15 protein-coding genes are annotated in these 20,152 nt (G+C 67.7%); 5 read left to right on the top strand and 10 right to left on the bottom strand.

Translation table 11 applies throughout. The annotated features are described in order from the left end of the window. Positions 1 to 2 precede the first annotated feature (2 nt). Both HDC36_RS08750 and HDC36_RS08745 read right to left on the bottom strand, forming a co-directional pair. Complete coding sequence (locus tag HDC36_RS08750; protein WP_179566353.1) at positions 3 to 2,483, bottom strand: acyl-CoA dehydrogenase; 2,481 nt, start codon at positions 2,481 to 2,483, stop codon at positions 3 to 5. Beyond that, entirely contained in the window at positions 2,480 to 3,379 is a 900-nt protein-coding gene (locus tag HDC36_RS08745; RefSeq protein ID WP_255432712.1) for an alpha/beta fold hydrolase, read from the bottom strand. Before HDC36_RS08745 ends, HDC36_RS08750 begins: the two co-directional genes overlap by 4 nt. A gap of 160 nt (positions 3,380 to 3,539) precedes the next feature. Between HDC36_RS08745 and HDC36_RS08740 the strand changes: the two genes are divergently transcribed. Continuing rightward, positions 3,540 to 4,151: a TetR/AcrR family transcriptional regulator gene (locus tag HDC36_RS08740; protein ID WP_179566349.1), complete on the top strand. Its 612-nt coding sequence runs from the start codon at positions 3,540 to 3,542 to the stop codon at positions 4,149 to 4,151. Beyond that, positions 4,151 to 5,443, top strand: coding sequence for an aspartyl/asparaginyl beta-hydroxylase domain-containing protein (locus tag HDC36_RS08735; RefSeq protein WP_179566347.1), 1,293 nt, complete (start codon positions 4,151 to 4,153; stop codon positions 5,441 to 5,443). Before HDC36_RS08740 ends, HDC36_RS08735 begins: the two co-directional genes overlap by 1 nt. A gap of 69 nt (positions 5,444 to 5,512) precedes the next feature. On the opposite strand, the gene HDC36_RS08730 is transcribed toward HDC36_RS08735, so the two are convergent. The 5 genes from HDC36_RS08730 to HDC36_RS08710 all read right to left on the bottom strand — a co-directional run bounded on the left by HDC36_RS08730 (position 5,513) and on the right by HDC36_RS08710 (position 13,007). After that, a complete protein-coding gene (locus tag HDC36_RS08730; protein WP_179566345.1) occupies positions 5,513 to 6,079 on the bottom strand; it encodes a 2OG-Fe(II) oxygenase in 567 nt (188 codons plus the stop codon). After that, positions 6,076 to 7,923, bottom strand: coding sequence for a tetratricopeptide repeat-containing sulfotransferase family protein (locus HDC36_RS08725; protein ID WP_179566343.1), 1,848 nt, complete (start codon positions 7,921 to 7,923; stop codon positions 6,076 to 6,078). Before HDC36_RS08725 ends, HDC36_RS08730 begins: the two co-directional genes overlap by 4 nt. 77 nt (positions 7,924 to 8,000) lie before the next feature. Next, entirely contained in the window at positions 8,001 to 10,880 is a 2,880-nt protein-coding gene (locus HDC36_RS08720) for a TonB-dependent receptor (RefSeq protein ID WP_179566341.1), read from the bottom strand. 243 nt (positions 10,881 to 11,123) lie between these two features. Next, the gene (locus HDC36_RS08715) at positions 11,124 to 11,975 is read right to left on the bottom strand and encodes a hypothetical protein (protein WP_179566339.1); all 852 of its coding nucleotides are present in this window, start codon (positions 11,973 to 11,975) and stop codon (positions 11,124 to 11,126) included. Between the two features lie 117 nt (positions 11,976 to 12,092). Then, positions 12,093 to 13,007, bottom strand: coding sequence for an Hsp33 family molecular chaperone HslO (locus HDC36_RS08710; RefSeq protein ID WP_179566337.1), 915 nt, complete (start codon positions 13,005 to 13,007; stop codon positions 12,093 to 12,095). A gap of 63 nt (positions 13,008 to 13,070) precedes the next feature. Here HDC36_RS08710 and mtgA point away from each other — a divergent pair, with 63 nt between their 5' ends. The 3 genes from mtgA to HDC36_RS08695 all read left to right on the top strand — a co-directional run bounded on the left by mtgA (position 13,071) and on the right by HDC36_RS08695 (position 15,609). Then, entirely contained in the window at positions 13,071 to 13,808 is a 738-nt protein-coding gene (mtgA, locus tag HDC36_RS08705; protein ID WP_179566335.1) for a monofunctional biosynthetic peptidoglycan transglycosylase, read from the top strand. A 390-nt stretch (positions 13,809 to 14,198) separates the two neighbouring features. Continuing rightward, complete coding sequence (locus tag HDC36_RS08700) at positions 14,199 to 15,221, top strand: glycosyltransferase family 2 protein (protein WP_179566333.1); 1,023 nt, start codon at positions 14,199 to 14,201, stop codon at positions 15,219 to 15,221. Continuing rightward, positions 15,181 to 15,609, top strand: coding sequence for a CBS domain-containing protein (locus HDC36_RS08695; protein WP_179566331.1), 429 nt, complete (start codon positions 15,181 to 15,183; stop codon positions 15,607 to 15,609). The genes HDC36_RS08700 and HDC36_RS08695 overlap by 41 nt, the downstream gene beginning before the upstream one ends. A 98-nt stretch (positions 15,610 to 15,707) precedes the next feature. On the opposite strand, the gene HDC36_RS08690 is transcribed toward HDC36_RS08695, so the two are convergent. From HDC36_RS08690 to HDC36_RS08680, 3 genes are all read right to left on the bottom strand, one after another. Next, the gene (locus tag HDC36_RS08690) at positions 15,708 to 17,687 is read right to left on the bottom strand and encodes an AsmA family protein (RefSeq protein WP_179566329.1); all 1,980 of its coding nucleotides are present in this window, start codon (positions 17,685 to 17,687) and stop codon (positions 15,708 to 15,710) included. Positions 17,688 to 17,748: 61 nt separating this feature from the next. Continuing rightward, a complete protein-coding gene (locus HDC36_RS08685) occupies positions 17,749 to 18,393 on the bottom strand; it encodes a hemolysin III family protein (RefSeq protein WP_179566327.1) in 645 nt (214 codons plus the stop codon). Positions 18,394 to 18,520: 127 nt separating this feature from the next. Beyond that, positions 18,521 to 20,125 (bottom strand): peptide chain release factor 3, encoded by a 1,605-nt coding sequence (locus HDC36_RS08680; protein WP_179566326.1) that lies wholly within the window; start codon positions 20,123 to 20,125, stop codon positions 18,521 to 18,523. Positions 20,126 to 20,152: the final 27 nt, after the last annotated feature.

Below are 20,152 nucleotides of genomic sequence, written 5' to 3'. Positions count from 1 at the left end.
TCTCAGGCCGCTTCGCGCGAATGGTCGTCGCCGGCCGTGGCACGGTGGTAGTAGCTGGCCGAGCGCAGTTCGTCGGCGTCGAAATCGTCCACGCTGATCGTGTCCATGGTGATCTCGCGCAGTTCCTCCAGCTGGCGGCGCTCGTCGGCCGACAGCACGCCTTCGCGCACCGCTTCGTCCAGCTGCGAGGCGAAGTCCAGCGCCTCGATGCCCTTGCTCTTGAGCGCCTTCAGGAACTTGCGCTCGACCGGCTCGGCCAGCACCGCCTTGGTCAGGTAGCTGGCGATGCGGCCGCCCGGATTGTTCTCGCACGGGGTCAGGAACACGCCCTGGCCAAGGCGGTCGCGGGCTTCGTTCGGCGTCATCAGCAGCGCGGCGACGCGGTGGCCCAGGCGGTCGCCCGGGGCTTCGGCGCGGCGGCCCCACGGGAAGATCAGCGCCCACATCAGCCAGCCCACCGGACGGATCGGGAAGTTGCGCAACGCCGCCGACAGCGCCAGTTCGATCTTGTGAACGCTGTCGTGGAACGCCCAGGCCAGCAGCGGCTGGTCGGTCGCCGGCGCGCCGTCGTCGTGGTAGCGCTTGAGCATCGCGCTGGTCATGTAGATGTGGCTCAGCACGTCGCCCAGGCGGCCGGACAGCGATTCCTTGAACTTCAGCTTGCCGCCGAGCATCAGCATCGACACGTCGGCCATCAGCGCCAGGTTCGCCGAATAGCGGTCCAGCTTGCGGAAGAAGCGGCGGGTGTAGGCGTCGCCGGGCGCGGCACCGATGCGTGCGGCGGTCAGGCCGAACCACAGCGAGCGCACCGCGTTGGAGATCGCGAAGCCGATATGGCCGAACAGATTGCGGTCGAACTCGTCGACGCCGGCCTTGTGGTCCGGATTGCCGGCGGCCTTCATTTCCTTCATCACCCACGGATGGCACAGGATCGCGCCCTGGCCGAAGATCAGCAGGCTGCGGGTCATGATGTTGGCGCCTTCCACGGTGATCGCGATCGGCGCCGCCTGCCAGCTGCGGCCGGCGAAGTTGCGCGGCCCGAGGATGATGCCCTTGCCGCCGACCACGTCCATCACGTCGCTGATGACCTCGCGGCTCATCGTGGTGCAGTGGTACTTGGCGATCGCCGACGGCACCGACGGCACGTCGCCGCGGTCCACCGCCGCGGCGGTCGCCTGCGACAGCGCGCTGATCGCATAGGCCTTGCCGCCGATCCGCGCCAGCGCCTCTTCCACGCCCTCGAAGCGGCCGACCGACAGGCCGAACTGCTTGCGGATGCGCGCGTAGGCGCCGGTGACGATCGCGCCGTACTTGGCGCCGCCGCTGGCGGTGGAGGGCAGGGTGATCGAGCGGCCCACGGCCAGGCACTCGTTGAGCATGTTCCAGCCCTTGCCGACCATGTCCACGCCGCCGATCAGCTGGCTGAGCGGGATGAACACCTCGCGGCCGTGGATCGGGCCGTTCTGGAACGGCGAGTTCAGCGGGAAGTGGCGGCGGCCGATCTCGACGCCGGGGGTTTCGCGCGGCAGCAGCGCCAGGGTGATGCCGATGTCCTTGGTGTCGCCGATCAGGCCGTCCGGGTCGTACATGCGGAACGCCAGGCCGACCAGCGTGGCCACCGGCGCCAGGGTGATGTAGCGCTTGTCGAAGGTCAGCTTGACGCCGAGCACGTTGGCGCCGTTCCACTCGCCCTTGCAGACGATGCCGTAGTCGGGAATCGAGGTCGCATCGGAGCCGGCGAACGGGCCGGTCAGGCCGAAGCACGGCACTTCCTGGCCGACCGCCAGACGCGGCAGGTAATAGTCCTTCTGCTCCTTGGAGCCGTAGTGCAGCAGCAGTTCGCCCGGGCCCAGCGAATTGGGCACGCCGACGGTGGAGCTGACCACGCTCGAGACCGAGGCGATCTTCTGGATCACCTTGTGGTGGGCCAGCGCGGAGAAACCCAGGCCGCCGTATTCCTTGGGAATGATCATGCCGAAGAACTTGTGCTTCTTGACGAAGCTCCACAGCTCCGGCGGCAGGTCGGCATGGACGTGGGTGATTTCCCAGTCGTTGGTCATCCGGCACAGCTCTTCCACCGGGCCGTCGAGGAAGGCCTGCTCCTCGGCGGTCAGCTGCGGCTTCGGATAATCGAGCAGCTTCTGCCAGTCCGGGTCGCCGGTGAACAGTTCGCCCTCGAAGCCGACCGAACCGGTTTCCAGCGCGATCCGCTCGGTCTGCGACAGCGGCGGCAGCACCTTGCGGAACACCTTCAGCATCGGCGCGGTGAGCAGCGGCTTGCGCACGAACGGCAACAGCAGCGGCACCGCGATCAGCGCCAGCAGCACGGCGGCGACGATGGTGGCGGTGTGGCTGGCGCCGAGCAGCCAGCATGCGACCAGCAGCGTGGCGCTCAGCGCGGCCCAGACGGCGAGCCGCATGCGGTGATAGGCGGCGAAGGCGCCTGCCAACAACAACACGAGGAAGGGTGCGACGATGCTCATGGGCTTGCTCCGGGGACTTGCTCGGTGACGGCGGACGGTGCGCCGGCGCTAGCCGGTGGCAGTGCGTCCAGATAATGCAACACAGTGGCGGTAAACGCGGCGTTGTCGTCGCCGGCCAGCATATGCGTGGCCTCGGGCAGGTGCACATGCTGCGCATGCGGCACCAACGACAGGAATTCTTCGATGGTCTGCGGCGTGACCAGGTCGCTGCGCCCGCCGCTGACCAGCAGCACCGGGCAATGCACCTTGCTCGCGGCCTGCGCGATCGCGTCCTGGTGCTGCTCGCTGTCGCGCGCCAGCTCCTCGACCAGGCGCGGGTCCCAGTGCCAGTACCAGCGGCCGTCGGCGTGCCGGCGCAGGACGCTGCGCAGCGCGTCGGGCGACTTGCGCGCGCGCTGCGGCAGATAGGCGGCGATGGCATCGCCGGCGGCGTCCAGCGTGGCGAAGCCGTGCGGATGCGCGGTCATGAAGGCGAGGATGCGTTCGACCCCGGCCGGCTGCCAGCGCGGGGTGATGTCGACCAGCACCATAGCGCGGAACAGCCCCGGCCAGCGCGCCTCGGCCATCAGCCCGAACAGCCCGCCCATCGAGGCGGCCACCAGCACCGGCGCTGGCGCCATTTCGCCGGCGACCACGATCAGGTCGTCGGTGAATTGCTCGCCGCGGTAAGGCAGGGCGGCGGGATTGCGCGTGGAGTCGCCATGGCCGCGCGCATCGTAGGCGACGCTGCGGTAGCCGTGCGCCTGCAACGCCGCGGCGCTGGCCATCCAGGCATGCCGGGTCTGCCCGAAGCCGTGCGCGAACAGCACGCTGCCCGCAGCGCCGGACTCGGTGACGGTCGCGGCCAATTGCATGTCGTCCGCGCCGGCGAGCAGGGCGGAGGCCGCAATCGGCATGCTGGAAGGAGAGGAAACCATACGAGCTAGTATGGATGAGCCGGCAGCGATGTCAATACGATGCAGTATGGAAACGAAAAGCCAATGCTGCCGGGCATTTGCGTGCGATTCATGGAGGGCACATACTGCAACCGACTTCCCCGTATGGTTAAATCGACGGATGAACAATGCCTCCGTGTCTACCACCGACGATGCCGCCGCTCCCAGCGGTGGCCGCACCAACCGACTCAGCGCCGAAGATTGGGCGCAGGCGGCACTGGACCTGATCGCCGAACAGGGCGTCAACGCGGTGGCGGTGGAGCCATTGGCACGGCGTCTGGGCGTGACCAAGGGCAGCTTCTACTGGCACTTCCCCTCGCGCGATGCGTTGCTGCAGGCGGCGCTGGAGCGCTGGGAACTGGTCGAGCAGCAGCAGGTGTTCGGCAGCCTGGAAGAGGTGCCGGATCCGCGCACCCGGCTGCGCGCGCTGTTCCAGCTGGTCGCGCACGAGGTCAAGCCGCACATCATCTACAGCGAGCTGCTGAAGGCGCTGGACCATCCGGCGGTGCGCCCGGTCATCGACCGGGTCTCGCAGCGGCGCATGGAGTACCTGATCGCTTCGTTCCGCCAGGCCGGCCTCAGCCGCACCGATGCCCAGCACCGCGCCCGCCTGGCCTACGCGGCCTACGTCGGCTTCCTGCAGTTGTCGCTGCAGTTGCACCAGCCCAAGCAGGCGCGCGAGGAGTTCGAGGCCTACGTCGAACACGTGATCGTGACCCTGATTCCCGGCTGATGTTCCAGGAACTGACCCGCGCCAGCGTGCACGAGCAAGTGCGCCGCCATCTCGCCCAGGGCGACCATCGGCGTGCCGATGCGCTGTGCGAACAGGTGTTGGCCACGGCGGCGGACGATGTGACGCTGCGGCGCATGCACGCGATGCTGCTGATGGAGAGCGGCGAGATCGCGCGCGCGGCCCAGGCCTGGGCCCTGGTGGCCGCCGCCGAACCGAGCCTGGAGGCGTGCAGCCGGCTGGGCATCTGCCTGGCCCACCTGGGCGAGCATGCGCAGGCGTTGCCCGCGTTCGAGCAGGCCTTGCAGCTGTCGGCGGACGCGTTCCTGGTGCGGCTGTGCTACGCCGAGAGTCTGGATGCGGTGGGGCGCGGCGACGACGCCTTGCCGATGTATTTTGCCGCGGTGCACGCCGCGCAGGCCAAGGGCCGCTGGCTCGATCAGCACAGCACCGCGCCGGAGTTGCGGCCGCGGGTGATCGCGGCGATGGCGCGGATCGACCAGGGGCGGCACGCCTTGTTCGCGGCGGCGGTGCAGCCGCTGATCGACCGCTTCGGCGAAGCGGCGCTGCGCCGTGTGACGGCGGCGCTGCGGATCTATCTGGGGCTGCAGCCGCGTCCTGCCGACGACGGCCAGCGCCCCACCTTCCTGTATGTGCCGGATCTGGATCCCTCGCCGTATCTGGGCGCGGCGCGTTTCCCCTGGTACGCGCGGCTGCAGGCCGCCACCGAGGGCATCTGCAACGAAGTGCGGCAGGTGCTGGCGTCGCGCCAGGCGGTGCAACCGTTCCTGGATTTCAGCAACGGCGCCACGCCGCAGGACTATCTCAGCGCCAAGCACGGCGATGGCGCCTGGGATGCCTATTTCTTCTATCGGCACGGCGTTGCGCATGCCGAGAACCTGCAGCGTTGCCCGGTCACCGCGGCGGCGCTGGCGCATGTGCCGTTGACCCGGATCGACCTGCACGCGCCGGAGGTGCTGTTCTCGATCCTGGCGCCCGGTACCACGATCAAGCCGCACTATGGCGTCAGCAACTCGCGCGTGGTCACCCATCTGCCGCTGATCGTGCCGCCGGAGTGCGCGCTGGAGGTGTCCGGCATCGCCCACCACTGGCAGGTCGGGCAACTGGTCACCTTCAACGACACCTGCCTGCACCAGGCCTGGAACCACAGCGATCAGCTGCGGGTGGTGATGATCCTGGACACCTGGCATCCAGACCTGGAAGAAGCCGAGACCCTGGCGCTGCGGCAGCTGATCGAGACGATCGGCGCGTTCAACCTGCGCGCTGGCCTGTAGCGGGCGCAGTCGGCGGGACGCCGCGCGCGGCCCGCTCCAAGCACCCGGCGTCGGGCCGGCACGCGCCGCTCAGCGCTTGAACATCAGGTAGGTGGAGAGGATGTACTTGTCGTTGGAGACCGGCGGGTTGCCGACGTGCTGGTACATCCAGTACGGCGGGAACATCAGCAGCCTGCCGGTGCGCGGCACGGTCTCCACGTCCAGGTCGCAGAAGCGCGTGGTGCCGCCCTCGGCCACATCGTTGAGGTACCACAGGAACACCAGGTAGCGTTCGGACACCTCGTCGATCGAATCGAAGTGCGGCTGGAAGCGGTCGCTGCCGCCGACCTGGTATTTCTTCAGGATCAGCCGATCGATGGTGGGCCGGTACGGGATCGACAGGGTCAGCCCGAGGTCCTGGTTGTAGCGCGCCAGGTAGTGCTCGATCTTGTCCAGGAAGAATCCCAGGAACGCCGGATCGGCCAGCTTGCCGACATCCAGTTCGGTCCAGTTGCTGTCGCCGAGCGCCGCGCGGCTGTTGCTGCCGTTGCGCTGGTGATGCGCGCGCGAGGCCTCGAAGCCGTCGATCAGCTGGCGGCAGAACGCCTCGGGCAGCGCATCGTCGTAGCTGCGGATGTAGTCGCTCAGTGCTTTCATGGCGCAGCTGTCTCCAGGTCGTACCCCCAATGCGCGGCCACCGGTTGCAGGATCGGCAACGCGCCGGCCAGCCACGGCGCGTAGGCGTGCCAGCGGTCCACCGCGCGCCGGTTCACCGGTTCCACCACCTGCGAGTAGCTGGGCGTGCTGATATAGCCCTTGCGTGCGGCATGCTGGCTGAAGCCTTCCAGGAACTCGGGCTGCGCGATGCCGAGGAAGCCGCCGATGCGCTGCACCTGCGCGGGGAAATCGGCAACCGTTTCCTCGTACTTGAGGATCAGCAGGTCCGGCTGCAGCAGCGCCTGATGGTGGATCCAGAACCGCATCGCGTTGACGTAGCTCTTGGCCAGGCGTTCCAGGCTGGAGCACAGCACCATGAACGCCGGCGAGCGGAAGTTCTGCATGTAGCAGCTCAGCAGCACGTCGCAGGGATGGCGCAGGGCGAGAATGATCTTGGCGTTCGGGAACAGGCGCACGATCATCGGCAGGCGCAGCATGTTGAGCGGATTCTTGTCGACCAGCTGCTGGCCCGGGGCCAGCGCGATGACTTTGGCGATCTCCGACCAGTACAGCTGGCGCATCGCCTCCACCTGCGCATCGTCCAGTGCGCCCAGATCGTAGGGATAGCGCTTGCCCTGCGCCTCCATCCACTCGATGCAGCGCTGCAAGGTGGCGCGTTCGTCCATCGACGCGTAACCCGGGTGCGCGTCCAGCATCTGCTCGAGCATGGTGGTACCCGAGCGCGGGAAACCGACGATGAACACCGGCGAGGCGTCGCTGCCTGGCGCGTCGCCGCGCACGCCGGCGTAGCGCGCCTGTGCGTCGTCCAGCCATAGGCTGGAGACCTGCAGCGGCTCTTCGTTGGAGTAGGCGATCTCCGGCACGCTATCGGCTGCGAGCTTGAAGTGGATGGCATGCGCCTTCTCCAGCATGGCCATCGCGGCGGCGGGATGGCCTTGCTTGTCCTCGATGCCGGCAAGAGCGAAATAGGCGATGGCTTGGACCTGGATGTGCGGCTGCAGCTCTAGCAGGTTCTCGATTGCGCGGCGTGCCGCGGCATAGTCCTTGCGGCGCTGCGCCAGCGACGCTTCCAGTTGCAGGATTTCCACGCGGGTCTGACGGTCGTGCTGCTGTGGCGGCATGGATGCCGCCTGCGCCAACAGCGCGCTGGCCTGTTCGACGCGGTTGGTGCGTTCGTGCAACTGGGCCAGGCGGAGGACGTTGGACAGCGACGGGGCCTGTCCGGGCCGGCTCTGCGTGAGCAGCGCTTCGGCTTCATCGGTGCGGCCGACCTGGATCAAGGCGGTGGCCAGTTCCTCGCGCAGGTTGTCCGGCAGTTGCGGCCAGATCGCCGGTGGCGGCAGCAACGCTGCCGCGCGCTGGGCGTCGCCGCACTCGAAGCAGGCGATCGCGGCATAGATGCGTGCCTCGGCCTGGCTGGGGTCCAGGTCCACGGCATCGAGGAATCGGTGGCGGGCATTGGCGATGTCGCCCTTGTCCAGCAATACCAGGCCGTAATCGACCAGGTAGTGATACGTCTGCGGCGCCAGCGCCAGGGCTTGCCGATAGGCGTGCTCGGCCGGGGCGTGCTCGCCGAGCGTGCGCAGGGTCAGGCCGAGATTGGCCCAATGCGCGGATTCGTGCGGCTGCAGTTCGGTCAACCGCCGATAGATGGCGGCAGCGCCTGCGATATCGCCGGCATGTTGCAGCGACATCGCCAACAGCGTGTTCCAGGAAGGATCGCCAGCGGCGTTGGCCAGCGCCTTGCGACAAAGGTCGGCGGCCATCTCGGCCTGACCCTGGTCGATCAATTGGATGGCGTATTGCAGTTGCGGTGAGTTCATTCGGATCTGCCAATGAAAAGGGCCGCGCGAATGGTTCGCGCGGCCCCGTCTTCAAATCAAGCGCGTCGTTGCCGTGCTCAGAAGTTCATGCTGTAGCGAGCCCACAGGTAGCGGCCCACGGTGTCGAAGCTGTTGACGTCCGTGTTCGCGTTGAGCACGTTGTTCTGATACAGCATGGGCGGCTGCTTGTCGAACACGTTGTCCAGGCCGACTTCCACCTTCGAGTTGAACCACGGCAGCGCGTAGTTCAGGCTGACGCTGTGCAGGAAGTAGGAGCCGTACGAGGTGACGATGTTCGGGTAGCCGGCGTCGGAGCTGAAGTTCTGCGACGGATCGGCGCTGCCCACGTCGAACGGACCGATGTAGCGGATACGCCAGCTGGCGCCCAGGTCACCCTTCTGCCAGTTGACGAACAAGCGGCCACGGACCCGCGAGTACAGACCGTAGGTCTTGTTGTAGGTGCCTGCCACGTGGGTCACGACGCCATCCGGATCGGCCGGGTTGGTGTTGTTGTCGTAACGCGCGATGTAGGTGCCGTCCAGGCCGAAGGTGTAGCTGCCCCACGCGGTATCCGGCAGGCGGTAGCGCAGCGCCAGATCCCAGCCCTTGGTATCCAGGCGGCCCAGGTTGACGATCGGCTCGCGGATGAAGTTGACCTGGCCATCCGAGTAACGGCTGATGAAGCCGCAGAACGGGCTGCTTTCGTCGTTGTAGCAGATGTTGGCCACGGTCTGCGCATCGGCGCGGTTGATCGTGTCGTTCAGGTACAGGCGCCAGTAGTCCAGGCTGGCCGAGAAGCCAGGCAGCCAATCCGGGTCGTACACCACGCCCCAGTCGAACGACTTGCCCTGTTCCGGCTTCAGGTCGAAACCGGCAGCGACCGAGCCCGACCACACGCCGGTGGTCTGCGACAGGCCGCTGGAGGTGATGCCGGTGGCGGGAATGGCGGTCGCGCCCGAGCCCGCGCCGCACGCGGCTTCGTGATTGCGCGAGGTGCCGGTGGCGCCGTAACCGATACACGGATCGGTGAAGTTCGGCGCATCGCCGCTCGCACCCGCGTACAGGTTGTCGATGGTCGGAGCGCGGAACACTTCAGCCACCGTGCCGCGCAGCAGCAGGTTCTCGATCGGGCGCCATTCCAGCTGGATCTTGCTGTTGGTGGTGTTGCCGAAGGTGTTGTAGTCGGAGTAACGCGTACCCAGGGTCAGCGCCAGCAGGTGCGCGAACGGCACTTCCGACAGCAGCGGGACGTACAGCTCGCCGTAGACTTCCTTGACGTTGTACTTGCCGCTCAGCGGGGTACCGCAGGCTTCCTGCGAGATGAAGCAGTTGCCGTTCGCGTCGGCGATGGCGATGTAGTCCACCGCGCTCTTCTGGTACTCCTCGCGCCAGGACACGCCCACCGCCAGCTGCGTGGCGCCGGCCGGCAGCGTGAACAGCTCGCCGTTGGCATTGGCTTCGAAGCTGCGCATCTGGTACGTGGTCGAGTAGGTCGGACGCGCTTCGTAGTCCTTCAGCGTCGAGATCGTCTGCGGATCGTTGATGTTGAAGATGTTGAGCGGGGTGCAGCCGGCGATCACGTTGCCGGCGCTGCCGCACTTGACCACGCCGTCGGTGTCCTGGAACGACGGGCCCAGCGCGTCGCGCAGGCCGGCGTAGTACACGTAGCCGTAGCTGGTGTTCTCGCGGGTGTAGTGGCCGTAGTTCATCGCCGCGTCCCACTTCCAGGACGTGTCGCCGACGAAGCCTTCCAGGCCGGCGACGACCTGGTCGGTGACGGTGCTGTAGTACGAGCGGCGCTGGCCCAGCGAGGTGAAGCGGGTCAGGAACTGGTTGTACTGATTGCCGGCGGTGTCGGCACCGAAATCGACGCCGAACGGGTTGTAGAAGTTGTCGGCGGAGATCACCACCTTGTCGCCGCGTGCATCGAACGGCAGCGCCGCGATGGCGAAGTTCGAGCTGGTCTTGTTGTGGTAGACCTGGGCGAACGCGTTGATGCTGTCGGTGATCTGGTAGTTGGCCAGGAAGAACGCGTTGGTGCGCTCCTGCGGCGTCATGATCAGGTTGGTGGCCTGATAGTTGAACGAGTCGCGCGCGCCGGAATAGCAGCGGTAGTCGCCCTGCGAAGCGCCGCTGGCGCCCGGGGTCAGGGTGACGGTGGCGCAGCCGTACTGCGTGGCCAGGTTGGCCGGCATGGTGATGCGGCCGCCCGGGGTGCGGCTGGAACCGAGGATGGTCACCGAGCCGCTGTACAGGTAGGTGGCGTCCTTGGAGTACTTGCGGTCGGCCGAGGAGATGCCGTCGAACTTGTTGTAGTTCAGGCCCGCCATGATGTTGCCGCGGTCGCCGACCTGACCGAAGGTCACCGAGCCGCCGTTACGCGCGCCGTCGCTCAGGTGGGTCGCCTGGCCGTAATCGACCGTGACCGCCAGACCTTCGAAGTCCTTGCGCAGGATGAAGTTGACCACGCCGGCGACGGCATCGGAGCCGTATACGGCCGAGGCGCCGCTGGTCAGCACTTCGATGCGCTCCACCGCGGTGGCGGGGATCGAGTTGACGTCGTTGTTGGCGACGCGGCGGCCGTTGACCAGCAGCAGCGTGCGCTCATCGCCCAGGCCGCGCAGGTCGACCGAGGACTTGCCGTCGCCGCCGCCGTTGTTGACCGCCGGGGTGGACGGTGCGCCGGACATCGCCGGCAGTTCCTGCACCAGGTCGCCGAGGGTCAGCTTGCCGGTCTGCTCGATCGCGGCGCGATCGATCACCACCACCGGGCTGGCGGTTTCGGTCTCGACGCGGGCAACGCGCGAGCCGGTCACCTGGATCGTGTCCAGGGTCTTGGAGGGGTCGCTGGAAGAGCTGTCCTGGGCAACGGCCGCACCCGTGCTGAGCAGGGCGGTGGTGCCAGCGGCGAGCGCGAACGTGATGGCGTCGCGCAGGCGATGGGTCTTGCAATTCATTGGCTCTCTCTCCGAATGAGATGTGGTGTCAACTGAAGGTTGTCCGGCGGTGGCGTCGAAAGGCGATGCCAAAATCCGCAGGGTGAACCGATAGTAACTGCGTCTTCAGAGAAATTAAAGAGTTGTTAATAAGATCGACATAACTGTGATGTAAGTATCAATAATTTGCGCCGATCGGACAAAAAAAAGCCCCTCGAGGGGGCGTTTTTCCGCGGCAACTCCTTTTCGAACAAGGGGTTGTACTTACAAGTCCTGTTCGTAGCGCACGTAGGGGATGGTGCCTTCCTCGGTGCTGATGTTGTTCGGGGCGAACGGGTTCTTGCCGCGGGTGATCACGTTCTCGGCGCCGACGGTCAGCTGGCCGCTCCACGGCGTGCGCCAGGTCAGGCCCACACCGAGGCCGGACCACTTGCCCGGCTGGCCCGGCGCGTCGACGACGCGGCCGATGACGTTGGCGCTGAACGAGCCGTAGCCGCCGCCGATGCTCAGGCTCTTGCTGTCCCATTGGTCGACCAGCGCCTGCGAGGCATCGGCGATCGGGACCAGGCGCGCACGCGCATAGGTGCCGCCGATCGAGACGAAGCCTTCGCGGCCGATGTTCTGTTGCGCGAACACGGTCAGATCGTTCTGCTCCATGCGTAGCGCGGGCGTCTTGTTGGGACCCGCCAGCCACGCCGGCATGTTCTCGCGGCCGGTGCCGGCCGACAGCGACACGCGCCCGCCGGGGCGGTTGAAGGTGGTGGTCGCGGCAACGTGGTGGCCGACATCGTTGTCGTCGTCGCCGAGGCTGGCGAGCATGCAATGGCTGGCCAGCCCGCTGATGCTGCTGCCGCTGGCGCTGTTGCACAGCAGCCCGAGCGAATCGCCGGAGGACAGGCCGAAGGCGGCGTCGAGCGAGTTGCGGCCGAAGTGCCAGCGCGCGCCGACCGCCTGTTCGCCGGTCGGCTCCAGGTACAGCAGCGCCTCGACCTTGCCGCTGCCCTTGTTCCAGACCGGCAGCACGGTACGGTCCGCGGGCTTGCTCTGCGCATGCGCGCCCGTGCTCGCCGCAAGGGCGATCAGAAGGGCAAGTGGCAGGCGCAGTAAGGCTCGCATCGGCAGTCTGTGACTCTCGGGCGGGGACTAAAGTTCCCGCCTTGCAGGGTGAACGATACTAGGGGGTTTATGTTTCTTTAACAAGTCGGACTCCCCGGTCCTAGTCCTCGCCCCTGCCTATTGCAAGCGCTCCGAGGGCGCCGGTTCAGCCGGGGTTACAGCGAACAATACGCCGAATTCCGTCAAGGGGAAGTCATAGTGTCGGCCGCAGAACTCGCACCGTATCTCAACTTGGCCGGTTGCCTCGGCCGCGGCGCGCGCTTCTTCCTCGCCCAGCGAGCGCAGCATGGCCGCCACCCGCTCGCGCGAGCAGGAGCAGCCGAAGCGCAGCGGCTTGGTGCCCAGCAACTCCGGCGCTTCCTCGTGGAACAGCCTGTGCAGCAGGGTGTCGGCCGGCAGCGCCAGCAGTTCGGCCTCGCTCACCGTCTCGAACAGGGCGCCGGCGCGGTTCCAGCCGTCCTCGTCGCCGCTGTCGCCGGGCAGCTTCTGCAGCAGCAGGCCGGCCGCCTGGCGGCCGTCGGCGGCCAGGATCAGGCGCGTCGGCAGCTGTTCGGACTGGCGGAAATAGTCTTCGAAGGCCTCGCCCAGTTCGGCCGCCGACAGCGCCACCAGGCTCTGGTAGCGCTGCGGCTCGCGCGGGTCCAGGCCGGGGTTCTCGATGGTGATCGCCAGCAGCGCGCCGCTGCCGAGCGCGCGCAGGTCGCGCGGGGCGTCGCTGCCCTCGCCGAGCTGGACGATGCCGCGCAGGGTGCCGGCCGCGGTGCACTCGGCGAACAGGGTGCGCAGCGCGCCCTGGCTGCGCAGTTGCACCGACAGGCGTCCGTCGACCTTGGTGTGGCCGGTGAACAGGGCCGCGGCCACGCAGGCCTCGCCCAGCAACTCGGTCGCCGCTGCGGGATAGCTGGCCGGCGCGAGGATGTCGCGCCAGGCGGACTCCAGGCGCACGTGCACACCGCGCACGCCGGCGCTGGGCAGCAGGAAGCGGGTCAGGTGATCGTGATCGGAAGAACTCATCGCGGCCTCGCTGCGCATGGGAAGATGGCGACCGCAGGATAGTGGGTCATCTCGGTGGACAAAGTCGAAGAAGGCATAGCAATGGGGGCGACGCGGGGCGTTGCAAGTGGCGCGGCCGTGCCGCGGCGACGGCGCTGGCTGCGTTGGCTGCTGGCGGCGCCGCTGTTGTTCGCGCTGGCGAGCACGTCGCAGGTGATCATGCTGCGCTTCGTCGATCCGCCGTTCTCGGCGATGATGCTCGAGCGCCAGCTCGGCGCCTGGGGCGAGGGCGACTGGTCGTTCCGCGTCGCCTACGACTGGCGCGACAGCGCGCAGATCGCTCCAAGCCTGCCGATTTCGCTGGTGGCCGCGGAGGACCAGCGCTTCCCGAGCCACCACGGCTTCGATCTGGAGGCGATCGAGAAGGCGCGCGACCACAATGCGCGCGGCGGGCGCCTGCGCGGCGCCAGCACGATCAGCCAGCAGGTGGCCAAGAATGTGTTCCTGTGGCAGGGCCGCAGTTGGCTGCGCAAGGGACTGGAGGCCTGGTACACGGTGCTGATCGAGGCGCTGTGGTCCAAGCAGCGGATCCTAGAGGTGTATGCCAACGTCGCCGAGTTCGGTGACGGGGTCTACGGCGCGCAGGCGGCGGCGCGCAGTTTCTGGGGCAAGGATGCGGCGCAACTGAGTCCAGCGCAGAGCGCGCTGCTGGCGGCGGTGCTGCCGGCGCCGCAGCGCTACAACGCCGCGCGCCCGGGACCGTACGTGCAGCGCCGCGCCAACTGGATCCAGCGGCAGACGCGGCAGTTGGGCGGGCCGGCCTATCTGCAGGCGCCCTAGGAACATTCGAGCTATGGCGCATGCGACGTTGGCCGTTTTTGCATATGTGCGTAGCGACGTGAGCGCTCGGGCGCCAGCCCATGGGCCTGCCTGAGCCGTCCCGGCGTAAGGCGGACGCTGCCTGCCAGGACGCGGTCGAGGGTTTCGGCATGGCGCTGCGTAGGCGCCGCGTTTTAGCCCCTCTCCCATCGGGAGAGGGGTTGGGGTGAGGGTACGGCCGTCCATGAACTTGGGGTCTTCGGCGGCAGGCGTGTCTTCATCCGCTTCTTCGAGGCACCTCCCCCCGAAAAGGGGGCCATGGTCCCGGTGGGGGAAGGGAGTGACTCCGGATCCTCGTCAGGTGATGCGCTGCCGCTGGTGAACGCGCAGGCCGCTCCGTACCATCGGCACATGGAACCCGAGCGCCTGACCGTCGTCGTCACTGCCTTCAACGAGGCGCAGACCCTGCCGCTGCTGCAACCGCGGATCCTCGCCGCGCTCGATGGCGTGGATGGCCTGGAGGGGCGGGTGCTGTACGTGGACGACGGCAGCCGCGATGCGACCTGGGAGGTGATCCTGGCGCTGGCCGCGGCCGATCCGCGGGTCGGGGCGCTGCGCCTGTCGCGCAATTTCGGCAAGGAGCTGGCGCTGACCGCGGGCCTGGATTTCGTCGAGCGCGGCGCGGCGATGCTGCTGGACGCCGACGGCCAGGATCCGCCGGAACTGATCGCGCAGTTCGTCGCGCATTGGCGCGCCGGCTACGACGACATCTACGGCACCCGCATCGCGCGCGACGGCGAAGGCTGGCTCAAGCGCGGCACCGCGTCGCTGTTCTACCGGGTGATCGGGCGCCTGTCGAAGACGCCGATTCCGGCCGACACCGGCGATTTCCGCCTGCTGTCGCCGCGCGCGCTGGCGGCGCTGGCGCAGTTGCGCGAGCGCCATCGCTTCATGAAGGGGCTGTTCGGCTGGGTCGGGTTCCGGCAGATGGCGCTGCCGTACCGGCGTGCGCCGCGCCTGGCCGGGCGCAGCAAGTTCGGCCTGTGGCGGTTGTGGAACTTCGCGCTGGAGGGCATCACCAGTTTTTCCACCGCGCCGCTGCGGGTGGCGACCTATCTGGGCCTGGCGACGGCGGTGGCCGCGTTCGTGTTCGGCACCTGGATCGTGATCAAGGCAGCGCTGTGGGGCGATCCGGTCGCCGGCTGGCCGACGATGATGGCGGTGATCCTGTTCCTGGGCGGCGCGCAGCTGATCGCGCTGGGCCTGATCGGCGAATACCTGGGCCGGCTGTACGAGGAATCCAAGCAGCGGCCGCTGTATCTGGTCGACAGCTGGCGCGCACCGAGCGGAGGAGTATCCTCGGCCGTACGATCCAGCGAACCGGGAGGCAGCGATGCGTACGGTACGACAGTTGTTGGGCGACAAGGGCGGTGAGATCCACGCGGTGTCGCCGGATGCGGCGGTGGTCGATGCGCTGCGGCTGATGGCCGACAAGGGCATCGGCGCAGTGCTGGTGATGCAGGACGGGCGTCTGGCCGGCATCCTCTCCGAGCGCGACTACGCGCGCAAGGTGGTGCTGCAGGACCGCTCTTCGGCGACCACGCCGGTGCGCGACATCATGAGCGCGAAGGTGTACACGGTGGAGCCGTCGCAGAGCGTGCAGCAATGCATGGAGCTGATGACCGGGCAGCGCATCCGCCATCTGCCGGTGGTACAGGCCGGCGCGGTGGTCGGGGTGATCTCGATCGGCGATCTGGTCAAGGCGGTGATCGAGGAACAACAGCAGGAGCTCGATCAGCTGCAGCGCTATATCAGTAGCTGACGCGGGATTGGGGATTCGGGATTGGGGATTCGGAAAAGCAAGAGCGACTGACGTGCTTTTGACTTTCCGAATCCCCAATCCCGAATCCCCAATCCCGGCTACTTGGCGTAATGACCGCCGCAATCGGCGTCCTTGCCCGGGCCGGTTTCCAGCGTGGCGAGCAGGGCCGCCGGCGGGGCGATGCTGCCCAGCGCCAGGGCGATCGCGCCGCGCATGCCCAGGGCCTTGAAGTCGGGGCGGAAGGTCGGATCCTTGAAGGTGCCGCCGACGCGCAGCGGCGAGCGCAGCGACAGGATGCTGCGGTCCTTCGGGCGCGCCTTCAGCAGCAGGTCCAGCGTCTCGTCGCCCAGGTCGATGTCGCCGCTGCCGATCAGCAGCGTATCGGTACTGTCGAAGGCCAGGGCGCGCGACGCCATCACCCCGTCCCTGACCGCGAAATCGCCGAACGCGCAGCGCACCGGAATCTCGCGGTCCTTGGTGACCAGGAATTTCAGCGATTCGGCGATGTCCAGCCCGGCCAGTTCCATGATCAGGTTGCTGATGTGGCCCTTGCCCATTCCGATGGCGACGCTGCCGTCGGCGCTGCCGAGCATCTGCGCGATCGAGTTGCCGGTGCCGGCGAGCGCGATCTCGCCGCCGATCGCGCCGGAGGCTTCCTTGGCCAGTTGCCCGTCCGGGAACAGCTTGCCCAGTTGCATGCCGCGCACCGAGATCTGCGCGCGGGTGGCGATGGTCGGCTTGCGCGCATCCATGCGGATGTCGGAGCGGATGTTGCCGCCGGCCACGCCGAAGTCGAGCGGCTGCAGCAGCAGGACGCCGTCGTTGAGTTTGAGGTGCGCGTCCATGTCGTCCAGCGGCAGCGTCTGCGCGTTGATCCGCTGCGCCTTCCAGCGCACGTCGGCGTCCATCGCGCGCAGCTTGCCCAGGTCGTACGGGGTGGAGGGCAGCACCTTGCTGTTGGCGGCGAGCTTGGCCGCCTGCGCCTTCTGTTCGTCGTTGGCGGTCTCGCCAGCGCCGGTGCGCGGCGGCGCACCGACGAAGCCGGCCAGGTCGTCGAAGTCCAGGCGTCGCGAACGCAGGTCGGCGCGCAGGAACGGGCGCTGCCCGGCGGTGTCGATCTGCACGGTGCCGGCCAGGTCGCTGTCGCCGGCGCGGCCGCTGAACTCCTCGTAGCGCCAGATTTCGCCATTGCGCTTGAGCCGGCCGTCGAGCTGGTAGGGCGGGGTGGAGGGAATGGCGATGCCGAGCAGTGGATACAGGTGTTCCATGTCGGTACCGGCCAGGCTCAGCTGCAGGTCGAACACACGCAGCTGGAACGGATTGGTCAGCGTGCCGCGCATGTGCGCGCGGGTGCTGCCGGCGCTGCCGCGCAGGTCGATCTTGAACGGATGGTCGCTCTCGCTCAGTTCCAGCGGCGAGGCGGTGCTGCCCTTGAGCGTGAACGGGTTGCCGCGCCAGCGGCCATCGCCGGCGACCGCGATCGGCGGCGCGGCGTCGCCGCGGCGGCGCTGCGAGGTCAGGCTGTCCACGCTGACGTCGATGTCGGTGCGGCCGGGGATGTCCTGGAAGCGTAGCCGTCCCTGCTGCACCAGCATGCGGCCCAGGACCACCTGCGTCCCGCCGTCGTTGCTGCCGAAGCTCCAGTTGCCGGGTTGCCCGTTCGGTCCGGTTTCCAGCAGCAGCGTTGGCTGGGTCAGGCGGATCTCCGGAATGCGTACCTTGCCGCGCAGCAACGGCCACAGCGACAGGTCGATCTCGGCACGCTGCGCGCTGGCCATCTGCGCTTGTTTCGACCAGTCCGCGTTGGCGAAGCGTAGGCGATCGCCGCGGATGGTGACGGTGCTGCCGAGGTCGACGTCGAGATTGCCGTCGATGTGGAATGCGCGGCCGGTCTTGGTCTGCACCGCGCGTTCTACCGGACCTTTGAACCAGTTCCAGTCGAAGATCAGAATGACGACCAACAGCACCAGTACCAGTGCGCCGAGGACCAGCGGCCAACGCCGCAAGCGGCCGTCGGGCCGGCGCCAGGGCCAGGAGCGGCGCCGGCCACGTGACGCAGAAGTGGGTTCGCGATCCATCCCGCCATACTAGGCAGCGTGCGTGCACGGGGTGCGAAAGCGCGCCCTCCGGCAAACCGGTCTACAGGACTTGCCCGGTCACCGCGACGAAGTGGCAGACGCTGCCGCCGAGCACGAACAGGTGCCAGATCGCATGGAAGTAGCGCACCGTGTCGCGCTGGTAGAAGTAGGTGCCAAGCGTGTAGAACAGGCCGCCGGCCAGCAGCCAGCACAGGGTGCGGACATCGACCGAGTGCAGCAGCGGTTCGATCGCCACCACGATCAGCCAGCCCATGGCGAGGTAGAGGATGGTCGACAGCAGCCGGAAACGGCCGGTGAAGAACAGCTTGAAGATCACCCCGGCCAGGGCGATGGTCCAGATCGCCGCGAACAGGCCCCAACCCCAGGGGCCGCGCAGGCCGATCAGGGTGAAAGGCGTGTAGGTGCCGGCGATCAGCACATAGATCGCGCAGTGGTCCAGCACCTGCAGCCGCGCCTTGGCGCCGGGATGCGGAATGGCGTGGTACAGCGTGGAGGCGGTGTACAGCAGCAGCAAGGCGACCCCGAACACGATCGCGCCGGCCAGTTGCCAGCCGTCGCCGTAGATCGCGGCCAGGGTGATGAGCACCGAACTGCCGGCCAGTGCGGCGACCGCGCCCAGGCCGTGGGTCAGCGCGCTGGCGAGTTCGTCGCGCCAGTCCGTAGAAGGCGGCGCGTCGGCGTTCATGAGCGAGGACCGCGGGTCTGCTTCCATGACCCGAAACGGTACCGCAATTGCGAGCGGTTCGCATCCGTTGCGATGCAGCACTTGGCGCGCGGTTCATGCCCGCGCGCTGCCGCCTCGGTTCCTCGCGTCAGTCCAGCGCGACGCTGTGCGCGTGCTCGCGGGTCGCGGCGAAGCGCACGTCCGGCGCGCGTTCCTGCGCCAACTGCAGGTTGACCCGGGTCGGCGCCAGATAGACCAGTTCGCCGGCGCCGTCGATGCCGAGGTTCATCGCGTTCTTCTCGCGGAATTCCTCCAGCTTCTTGGCGTTGTCGCAGTGCACCCAGCGTGCGGTGACCACGCCGACCGGCTCGAAGCTGGCGTCCACGCCGTATTCGTCCTTGAGCCGGTAGGCGACCACTTCGAACTGCAGCACGCCGACCGCGCCCAGGATCAGGTCGTTGCTCATCAGCGGGCGGAAGAACTGGGTGGCGCCTTCCTCGGACAGCTGCGCCAGGCCCTTCTGCAACTGTTTGAGCTTGAGCGGGTCGCGCAGCCGCGCGCGGCGGAACAGTTCCGGGGCGAAGTTGGGGATGCCGGTGAACGACAGCGCCTCGCCCTCGGTGAAGGTGTCGCCGATGGAGATGGTGCCGTGGTTGTGGATGCCGATGACGTCGCCGGGATAGGCCTCGGCGGCGATCTCGCGGTCGCTGGCCATGAAGGTCAGCGCGTTGGCCAGCTTGGTGTCCTTGCCGGTGCGCACGTGCAGGGTCTTCATGCCGGCGCTGAAGCGGCCGGAACAGATGCGCATGAACGCGACCCGGTCGCGGTGCTGCGGGTCCATGTTGGCCTGGATCTTGAACACGAAGCCGGTCAGCTTCTCCTCGGTCGGCTGCACCGGGCGGCCGGTGGTGGCATGCGCCTGCGGCGGCGGCGCGTGCTCGGCGAAGAAGTCCAGCAGCGGCTGCACGCCGAAGTTGTTGACGCCGGAGCCGAAGAACACCGGGGTCTGCTTGCCGGCGCGGTAGGCGTCCAGGTCGAACGGATGGCTGGCGCCCTGCACCAGTTCCAGTTCCTCGCGCAGTTCGGCCAGCATCTGCGCGCCGATCCGCTCGGCCAGGCCGGGCGCGTCCAGCGACGGGAAGATGGTCGAGTCCTGGCGGGTGAAGTTGCGGCCCTGTTCGTACAGGTGCACCTCGCCGCTGATCAGGTGCACCACGCCCTTCAGGCGCTGGCCCATGCCGATCGGCCAGGTCACCGGCGCGCACTGGATGCCGAGCACGGTCTCCACTTCGTCGAGCAGGTCGATCGGCTCCTTGCCTTCGCGGTCGAGCTTGTTGATGAAGGTCATGATCGGCGTGTCGCGCAGCCGGCACACTTCCATCAGCTTGATCGTGCGTTCTTCCACGCCCTTGGCCACGTCGATCACCATCAGCGCCGAGTCCACCGCGGTGAGCACGCGGTAGGTGTCCTCGCCGAAGTCGGCGTGGCCCGGGGTGTCGAGCAGGTTGATGATCTTGCCTTCGTACGGGAACTGCATCACCGACGAAGTCACCGAGATGCCGCGCTCCTTTTCCAGCGCCATCCAGTCGGAGGTCGCATGGCGCGCGGCCTTGCGGCCCTTGACCGAGCCGGCCATCTGGATCGCGCCGCCGAACAGCAGCAGCTTTTCGGTCAGCGTGGTCTTGCCGGCGTCGGGGTGGGAAATGATGGCGAAGGTGCGGCGGCGCGCAGCTTCCTGGGCAACATCGGACATGGCAACGGCGCCCACTGGGCGATCACG

Source organism: Xanthomonas sp. JAI131, from assembly GCF_013410075.1.
Lineage (GTDB): Bacteria > Pseudomonadota > Gammaproteobacteria > Xanthomonadales > Xanthomonadaceae > Xanthomonas_A > Xanthomonas_A bonasiae.
The sequence above is the reverse complement of the archived record's forward strand: the minus strand, read 5'-3'. Positions and strand labels throughout refer to the sequence as shown.